This window comes from Actinoplanes sp. NPDC048791 (genome assembly GCF_040650095.1).
In the GTDB taxonomy this organism is placed as follows: domain Bacteria; phylum Actinomycetota; class Actinomycetes; order Mycobacteriales; family Micromonosporaceae; genus Actinoplanes.
Genome location: NZ_JBEZGQ010000339.1, coordinates 1 through 7,843, shown reverse-complemented (window position 1 = coordinate 7,843; position 7,843 = coordinate 1). Strand labels below are relative to the sequence as shown.

At 68.7% G+C, this 7,843-nt stretch carries 10 protein-coding genes and 1 pseudogene; 6 read left to right on the top strand and 5 right to left on the bottom strand.

The window, feature by feature from the left end; translation table 11 throughout:
• A partial coding sequence (locus AB0C29_RS23465; RefSeq protein ID WP_360823697.1) for an NADP-dependent oxidoreductase occupies nt 1-545 on the top strand: 545 nt, incomplete at its 5' end.
• Here the strand turns inward: AB0C29_RS23465 and AB0C29_RS23460 are convergent.
• From AB0C29_RS23460 to AB0C29_RS23450, 3 genes are all read right to left on the bottom strand, one after another.
• A complete protein-coding gene (locus AB0C29_RS23460; protein ID WP_360823694.1) occupies nt 532-2,592 on the bottom strand; it encodes a hypothetical protein in 2,061 nt (686 codons plus the stop codon). The two genes, AB0C29_RS23465 and AB0C29_RS23460, sit on opposite strands and share 14 nt — an antisense overlap.
• A gap of 177 nt (nt 2,593-2,769) precedes the next feature.
• Complete coding sequence (locus AB0C29_RS23455; protein ID WP_360823691.1) at nt 2,770-3,192, bottom strand: hypothetical protein; 423 nt, start codon at nt 3,190-3,192, stop codon at nt 2,770-2,772.
• Between the two features lie 137 nt (nt 3,193-3,329).
• On the bottom strand, nt 3,330-3,461 hold the full coding sequence (locus AB0C29_RS23450) for a hypothetical protein (protein ID WP_360823688.1): 132 nt from the start codon (nt 3,459-3,461) through the stop codon (nt 3,330-3,332).
• 224 nt (nt 3,462-3,685) lie between these two features.
• Here AB0C29_RS23450 and AB0C29_RS23445 point away from each other — a divergent pair, with 224 nt between their 5' ends.
• The 5 genes from AB0C29_RS23445 to AB0C29_RS23425 all read left to right on the top strand — a co-directional run bounded on the left by AB0C29_RS23445 (nt 3,686) and on the right by AB0C29_RS23425 (nt 6,699).
• Nucleotides 3,686-4,213 (top strand): sigma-70 family RNA polymerase sigma factor, encoded by a 528-nt coding sequence (locus AB0C29_RS23445; RefSeq protein WP_360823685.1) that lies wholly within the window; start codon nt 3,686-3,688, stop codon nt 4,211-4,213.
• Complete coding sequence (locus tag AB0C29_RS23440; protein WP_360823682.1) at nt 4,210-4,395, top strand: hypothetical protein; 186 nt, start codon at nt 4,210-4,212, stop codon at nt 4,393-4,395. The genes AB0C29_RS23445 and AB0C29_RS23440 overlap by 4 nt, the downstream gene beginning before the upstream one ends.
• Before the next feature lie 7 nt (nt 4,396-4,402).
• Nucleotides 4,403-4,690 carry a hypothetical protein gene (locus AB0C29_RS23435; protein WP_360823679.1) on the top strand — a complete coding sequence of 96 codons (288 nt, stop codon included), beginning with the start codon at nt 4,403-4,405 and terminating at the stop codon, nt 4,688-4,690.
• A gap of 384 nt (nt 4,691-5,074) precedes the next feature.
• On the top strand, nt 5,075-6,208 hold the full coding sequence (locus tag AB0C29_RS23430) for a serine hydrolase domain-containing protein (protein ID WP_360823676.1): 1,134 nt from the start codon (nt 5,075-5,077) through the stop codon (nt 6,206-6,208).
• The gene (locus AB0C29_RS23425; RefSeq protein ID WP_360823673.1) at nt 6,208-6,699 is read left to right on the top strand and encodes an alpha/beta hydrolase; all 492 of its coding nucleotides are present in this window, start codon (nt 6,208-6,210) and stop codon (nt 6,697-6,699) included. The genes AB0C29_RS23430 and AB0C29_RS23425 overlap by 1 nt, the downstream gene beginning before the upstream one ends.
• Nucleotides 6,700-6,710: 11 nt before the next feature.
• Here AB0C29_RS23425 and AB0C29_RS23420 read toward each other — a convergent pair whose 3' ends face one another.
• Nucleotides 6,711-7,586 carry an alpha/beta hydrolase gene (locus tag AB0C29_RS23420; RefSeq protein ID WP_360823670.1) on the bottom strand — a complete coding sequence of 292 codons (876 nt, stop codon included), beginning with the start codon at nt 7,584-7,586 and terminating at the stop codon, nt 6,711-6,713.
• Between the two features lie 48 nt (nt 7,587-7,634).
• Nucleotides 7,635-7,843, bottom strand: a pseudogene (locus AB0C29_RS23415) (RNA polymerase subunit sigma-24); the annotation flags it as partial.

Sequence of the window (7,843 nt, the reverse complement as noted above, 5' to 3'; positions counted from 1 at the left end):
GCGTGGCGGGCCAGCTCGCCCGGCTGCTGGGCGCCGGCACGGTCATCGGGTCGGCGGGCGGGCCGGACAAGGCCAAGAAGCTGACCGAAACCTTCGGCTTCGACGTGGGTCTCGACTATCAGGCGGCACCGATCGCCGAGCAGCTCACCCGGGCGGCGCCGGAAGGCATCGACGTGTACGTCGACACGGTGGGCGGTGACCACCTGGCCGCGGCGATCGGCGCCGCCCGTTCCGGCGCGCGCATAGCCCTGGTCGGGGCGGTCAGCTCGTACAACGCGACCGGCCCGGTTCCTGGACCCGAGAATCTGTACGAGGCGTACTGGAAGGAGCTGACGCTGCGCGGGGTGCTCGTGACTTCGTACTTTCACCGCTTCCCGGAATGGATCCAGCGGGCGGGCGGGTGGCTGCGGGACGGGTCGTTGCGTACGGAAGAGACCGTGGTGCACGGGCTGGAACAGGCCCCGGCAGCGTTCCTCGGCATGCTGAACGGCGCCAACACCGGAAAAATGCTGGTACGCCTCGACACCGCCGTCAACGCGGGGTGAGCGCCACCTCGATCGATCTGATCACCGGTGCCCAGGCGTCCATGACGTCGTCGAGCTGACGCTGGCCCTTGATGGCCTTGCCGCTGTACCGGTGCGCCTCCCACTCGGCCCGGAGGAAGACGATCTCGTCGTCGATGCGCACGACTCTGGCGGCGACGAGCGCGTGGAGCGCGACATTGAACTCCGAGGTGGCGAACGGCTGCCGGCCCTGGAACTTCTTGATGAAGACACCGCGTTCCCCTGAGTGCCCGTGGCTCCGGGTGAGGTTCATCAGCTTGTTGAGGAAGCGGATCACCTTCTGATTCGGTGTCTCCTCGTCCGCGAGTTCCAGGCGGTACTCGTACCAGGGGTAGCGGATCTTGATCGTCGGTGACACCCGCAGTTCCAGTTCGCTGCCCGGCGGCAGCTGGGTCGAGGTCTGTGGCAGCTGCAACGACTCGAGAGCCTCGATCACGACGGAGGGCTCCTCGTCTCCGGCGACGTCCAGGTCGGGCCGGCGCGCGAACTCCAGCGCCGGCCCTTCGAACCGGACGGCGTTCGCGCGGACGAAGAAGTCCGGGCCGAGCACGGTCCCCTGAGGTTTGCCCGGGACGACGACCGTGCCCCGGCTCCGGATCGACAACTCGGCCAGCGGGCCCAGGATCTGCAGGACGTCGGTGGTGCCGGTCGACAACTCGAACTTGGTGACGCGGACGCCTTCCCGGCCCCGCTTCATCGCGAACACGCCCTCGTAGGTGAGCCCGTCGATCTGGTTGATGCTGGTGCTGGTCATCGATTCCGTCCATTCGGAAGCGATGATCGATGCATGCAGCGCGGCGAACTGCGGTTCGCTGATGATCAGCTGCGACTTGGTGCCCACGAAGTCCAGCAGCAACCCGGACGTGTCGCCGATCTCGATGAGGCGCGACGGCGAGAACACCGAGCCGTCGAACTCGGTCGACGCGACGTACGCCTCGAACACCGGACTCGCCCACTTGCTCTCCGCGCGGAACGGGTGATCGCCGGCGAACGTGGTGATCCGCTTGAAGTACTCCTGACGCACGGCCGGGTCGGTGATGTATCCGAGAGCGGGTGGTTCCGCCTTCTCCAGGAAGTGACAGAGCCAACCGACCTGCTCCTGCGGGGCGTACACGTCCTTCGGATCGAGTCCGAGCTCGACGGCCAGGTCTCTGACCTTGGTCTGATCCCGCAGCAGCAGGCCGTCGAGGATGCCCTGCAGAAGATTGATCCGCCCCTCCGCCCGCTGCCCCTGGTGCTCGAATCGCTGGCGGAGCGCAAGGAAGTTGGGACGTTTGATCAGTGTGGCGGCCACAGCGTCGAGGACCGGCGGATAGCCTGCGAACGTCTCGGCATAGGCACCCTCGGCGGCGCTGCGCAGGGACGAGATCAACGCGTCCCGGGCGCCGACGTATTCGGCGGAGGAACGGTCCGTGTCGGGATCGCGTTCGGCGACGACCCCGTCGACGTATTCGGTGCTCTGTTCGGGCTCGAAATGCGAGATCTCCCACCAGGCCACGGACAGTCCCAGGTCACCGAGCGTCGCCCAGAGGTCTTCAAGAGTGCGCTCCCGGCCGAACAGGACGTAATGCAGCCCGTTGCTGGCAAGCTCACCGAGTGACTCGATGAAATCGCGCCAGGAGATCCCCGAGACCTGAGCCCGGGCTTCGTCGAGCGAATCGATGACGATGAGCGGCAGCTCCTCCTGGTCGAGCCGCGCCACCACGTCATGGCTCTGCAGATACTGACTGAGCGCCAGTTGCAACGATGCCGCCCCGACGGCCTTGGCCAGATCCAGGCGCCAGAGCGGTGCCTGGAGCCGGTTGGCCAGTTCCTTCGCGGCCATGCTCTTACCGGCAGCCCCGCGCGCCGACACGAGGGTGATCTCCGGATCGTCGTGCGCATCCTTCTCCAGCAGGATCGGCGGCACGAAGAAGTGGCCGGGTTCCAGCGCCGGAATCGCGAAGCTCCCGGACTGGTTGCCCTGCAGCGGAGACGTCCGGAAACCGCCACAGAAAGCGTCGAAGTCGCGCGTCGAGTCGGGACTCAATCCAGGCTCCTCACCATCACGATTGGTCGCCGTCGTCGAGCACGCGGCGCTCAATCATCGCAGCGCCGGCGCGGTCCACCCAGGTCCGAGCGAGGAATTCAGCCCTTCGGGGACCCGGCCCCGACGATCGTGGCATCCGACCTGGACAGTGGGACAGAGCCCTCATCATTCGCCGGATCAAGGGGCCGGAATGATGGCCTTGCCGCAGCGGCTTTCCAGGGCGACCCAGGCCTGACCGCCCGCGGCGAAGACCTGCGGGTGGGCCAGCTCGACCTCGTCATAGGTCCGGCCGGATCCCTGCTCGGCGAGCACGGAGATCTGAGTCGTGACGGCCGCCAAGTGCCCGGAAACGGCCGGATCGGTGGCCCGGTCAGCCAGCTTCCGCATATCGGCGGCAGCGATGGTGTCGAAGGAGCTGTCACCCGCCGACGGCTCGTCAAGGTGATCGACTTCGAAGTGCCGGAAAGCATCACAGATCTCGGCCGTGTTGTCGGCGGCTGCGGCGGGCGGCGCCATCTCGGCTCGGCTCTGGCATCCCGCGCCGAGAACGGCAAACGTGGCAACGGTCAGTGACAGGGCGATCGAGCGGGCGCTCAGCATGGCGGTATCTCCTTGACCAGGGTGTGGTGCAGCGGCGACACCCATCCTCTGGCCGACAACAACAACCGACCTGAGTGCGACTACCTATCCAGCTGCCGCGCCGGCACTAGCGGCCGTCTGGGTTTCGCGCCCGGGCCTCAACGGCCCGTCCTGGTCGCCAGGGTCAGCGTCACGATGAGGACGGCAAGGCAGCAGCCCGCTATCACGACGGCGACGGATCGGGTGGTGAGGTAGAGCGTGCCGACGCCCGCGAGACAGGTGTTTGTCACGATGACGACGGTTCGTTGTCGAGCGGATCCCCGGTCGGTCCGCGCAATCGGACGGTCGGACGTCGAGCGCCTCTGCGGTGCGTCGCTGTTCATGCCAGGGAGAAGGACTGCCGGGCCCGATCGTGCAAGCCCGTCGCCGGCTGACGGGTCACGCGTCAGGTTTTGCACGCGGCCGGACCGCTTTCCCTCTACAGGGCAGCGAAAGGGGTTTCGAACCTATGGTCTTGAGCCCAGACGGGTTTGACGAGTTCGTCCGCAGATCAACCGCACGCCTTGTCCTGTTCCTGATCAAGATTGGTGCGAGCAGGGAAGAAGCCGAGGACAGCATCCAGGAGGCCATGGCGAAGGCCTGCCTCAAATGGCAGGAGATCGACCACCCGGAAGCGTGGGTGCGAGTCGTGGCGGAACGGGCCTACATCGCGGAAGCGGAACGGGCCAGGGCCGCACCGGCCAAGGCGGTGCGCGGCGGTTGGCTCGCCGACGGTGTCCGGACCGATCCGGATCTCGTCGAATTCGACGAGGAGCAACGCCGGGTTCTCGCCCTGATCCGGCGCCTGCCTTACGAGCAGCGCAGGGCCATGGCCTGGTACTACGACGGATTCGACGTCAGCGAGATCGCCGCTCAAGTCGGTAAGCCGGAAGCGACGGTCCGATCTCATCTCAGACACGCCCGCAACCGGCTGCGGCGAGAACTCAGTTCGGACAAGGTCGCCGTCCCCGGCCCGGTGACGGCCCAGGAAGGGATGAATTGAACCTGCGAGAGTCTGTTGACGACTACGCCGAGCTCGACACTCAGCTCCAGCGCGCCGACACGGCTGCCTTGGCCACGCTGGAACGACTTCTCGACGTCGAATCCACCTTGGCGATCGTGAAGAAGGCCGCGGCGGCAGAGAAGGGTGCCGCCTCGGAGCAGCGTGGTAACCAACCGGCATAGTGGGACGGTGCCGAATCTGGACTTCTACGCCGCGGACGACGATTGGCCTGTCGTTCTTGCAGCCGTGGTCGATTCGGGGCTCCGGGTCTTCGAGTTCGACTCCGAGCCCGACCGCGAGCTGCGGGAGTTTCGGACCCTCGCCGATGTTCCCACTGGTGCGTGGCACCTGGCGTTGTTCGCCGACGGTTCCGGGCCCGAGCCAGTACGCCGGCGGATCACCTTTCTGCCGGGCGTCGCCGGGGCCGCGACGTTCCGCTACACCTGCGCAGGCTGGGGTCTCATTCAGCTCACCTAGGGCGGCCTTTCCGGCACCCAGGAACTGCGGTGGAGTCACACCAACCACAACACGGAGAAACGCGCTTCGGCGTGGGCCGCGGCCGTACCGGAATTCGGGGATCCCGGCGCCTGGCAGTGGGCCGCCGTCGCCAGGGCTTCCGGCAGGCTCAACCGGGTCATCCGCCGGATGGCCGTCGACAAGATCGGGTCCCGGCCGGTCCTGCCGCACGCCGCCCGCGTCATCGCGGAGGCCGGCCTGCGATACGTCTACGGCACGGGCATCCACGCGGCTCCGCTCTGAACGCTGCGCCTGATCCGGGGGCTCCACCAAGGGCGTTCCCCGATGTGATCGTTGCCGTCGCTGCGACAGGCTCCGCTCGGGGATTCTCACGGGGAGGTCGGGATGACGCGCATGCTCCAGTCGCTGGTCACCGTCACAACGGCGCTGGCGGTGATGGCCGCGCCGGCCGCTGTCGCTGCCGGGCCGACCGGTCCGGATCGGGCCGATCTGCAGCTGCGGCTCGATGATGTCGTGGCCGCCGGCGCCGTGGGCGCTTTCGCGGAGGTACGCGATCAGCACCGCACCTGGCGCAGCACCAGCGGCGTAGCCGAAGTGGGCACCACCCGCCCGGTCCCGGTCAACGGCCGGTTCCGGGCCGGCAGCATCACCAAGACGTTCCTCGCCACCGTTGTCCTGCAACTCGTCGATGAGGGCCGGCTGCGGCTGGACGATCCGGTGGAGGCGTGGCTGCCCGGGATCGTTCCCGACGGTGACCACATCACCGTGCGCCACCTGCTCAACCACACCAGCGGCTTGTTCGATTATCTGCGTACGTTGCGGTTGCCGCCGCGGCCTGAGTTCCTTGATGACCGGTGGCGGACCCGGACCGCCGCCGAGATGGTGCAGCAGGCGCTGGCCCATCCGGTGACTTTCGAGCCGCCGGGTTCTGCTTTCGCGTACTCGAACACCGGTTACCTGCTGCTCGGCCAGATCGTCGAGGAGGTGACCGGGCGGCCGTACGGCCGGGAGATCGAGCGCCGGGTGATCCGGCCGCTGCGGTTGCGTGGCACCTCCGTGCCGGGCACTTCGCCGTGGATCCGCGGTCCGCATCCGCAGGGCTATGTGCCGATCGAGCGGGACGGCGTGACGCGGCTGGTCGACTACACCGAGTCCAACCCGTCGGTGCTGAACGCCGGCGGCGAGATCATCTCCACGACGCGGGATCTCAACCGGTTCTTCGCCGCCCTGCTTCGGGGACGGCTGCTGCCCGATCACCTGCTCGACGTGATGAAGACGCAGGGTGTCGAGGGCGCGCGGAAGTACGGGCTCGGTTTGGCCTGGCGGACGACCGCCTGCGGCGTCCGGGTGTACGGTAATGACGGCGACGCCCTGGCGTACCAGGCCTGGTCCTTCTCCACGCCGGACGGTCGCCGTCAGGTGACGGTCGCGCTCACGCCGGGCCTCAACCGGGACCTGGACGACGTCGTCGAGGCCTTCGTCGACCACGCCATCTGCGGCGCCTCTACCATCGGCTGATGGCTCGGCACCTGCTCGTCCCGGGACGTGGCAGACCGCACCCGGAGCACTGGATGGTGCGCTGGGCTGACGCGCACCCCGACTACCAGTGGGCACCGCACCCGCCAGGGCCGCCGTTCGTCCTGGAGGACCGCGTGGCCGCGCTGCACGCGGCCGTCATGGCGGACGACGAGCCGGCAGTGTTGATCGCCCACAGCGCCGGCTGCATCGCCACGGTCACCTGGGCCGGCCGCCATGCCGGTCCGGTGCGGGCCGCGCTGCTGGTCACGCCACCGCCCATCGACGGCCTCGTGCCGCGCGCGAAGTTGCCGTTCCGCAGCACGCTGGTGGCCAGCCGCACCGATCCGTACTCGACGTTCGCGCAGTTCGAGCGTTACGCCGCGGACTGGGGTGCGGAGCTGGTCGATGCCGGTGACGCCGGCCACCTCGACACGGCGAGCGGCTACGGTCCCTGGCCGGACGGTGAACGGCTGGTCGCTGCACTCGGCTGATTCGGCGACAGTCAGCCGGCGTCCAACACCTCGCGCAGCTTCGCCGCGAACTCCTCCGGTTTGCCCGCGTAGCCGAACTCGCCGCCCATGAAGCCACCGTGGTGGCTGGGGAAGACCGTGGCCTCCTGGCCCAGCAGCGCCGCGACGCCCAGCGCCGTACGGCCGGTGTAGATCCCGGCGGATTCTTCGCCCACCGCGACCACGATCCGGGTCGGGGCGGCGGTCAACGCCGCCGCGTCCGGGCGGTAGTCGCTGATCGCCCACGAGCTCTTCGACAGCAGCGGGTCTTCGCGGGTGCCGTCGTCGTCGGTGGACATGCCGAACATCGCCGGGTCGGGTGCGGGCTGGGCGAAGTAGGCGTCGGTGAACTCGCCCTGCCACGACGTCATCGCGATGAACGCGGCCATGCCCGCGCCGTTGCCCTTGGCCTGGTAGGCCTCGTGGAAGCCGGCCCGGGCCCGTTCGGCGGCCGCGGCGTCGGGGAGCACCGCGTTGATCGGCGGCTCGTGCGCGACCAGGGTGGCGACGTCGCCGGGGTACGCCGCGACCAGCTCCAGCCCGGTGACCGCGCCACCGCTGCTGGCGAACACGTCGGCCGGGCCGGCGCCCAGGGCCTCGATCAGCAGATGCAGGTCCGCTGCCTGCCGCTGCGGGGTGTGGTCCGAACGGCCGTCCTTGCGGGTGCTGCGGCCCAGGCCGCGCGGGTCGTAGGTGACGACCGTACGGTCGGTGAAGTGGCCGGACAGGGCGTTGAAGCCCTCCGCCGTCATCGGCTGGCCGATCATGAGCAGCGCGGGCCGGCCGCCGGCCGGTGGCAGCGGACCGCGGACGTCGTAGACCAGGTCGGCGCCCGGCACGGCGAGGGTGTGCGTCTGTGTCTGCGTCATCCGGCGACAATACGGCCGCCGAGGGCTCCCGGGTGGGCCACCTGTGGATCAGTCCGCCGTCCACAGCCGGAGTTTGTCGGGGTTGAGGACGGCCCAGATGTTCCTGATCCGGGCGTCCGCGACGTCGAACGCCATCACCGACACGGTGCCGCCGGCCAGCCGGACCACCAGGCCGGGACGGCCGTTGACCGTACGTTCCAGGACGATCATGCCGGGCATCGCGCCGGCCCGGCCGGCGAAGAACCGCGCGACCTGCT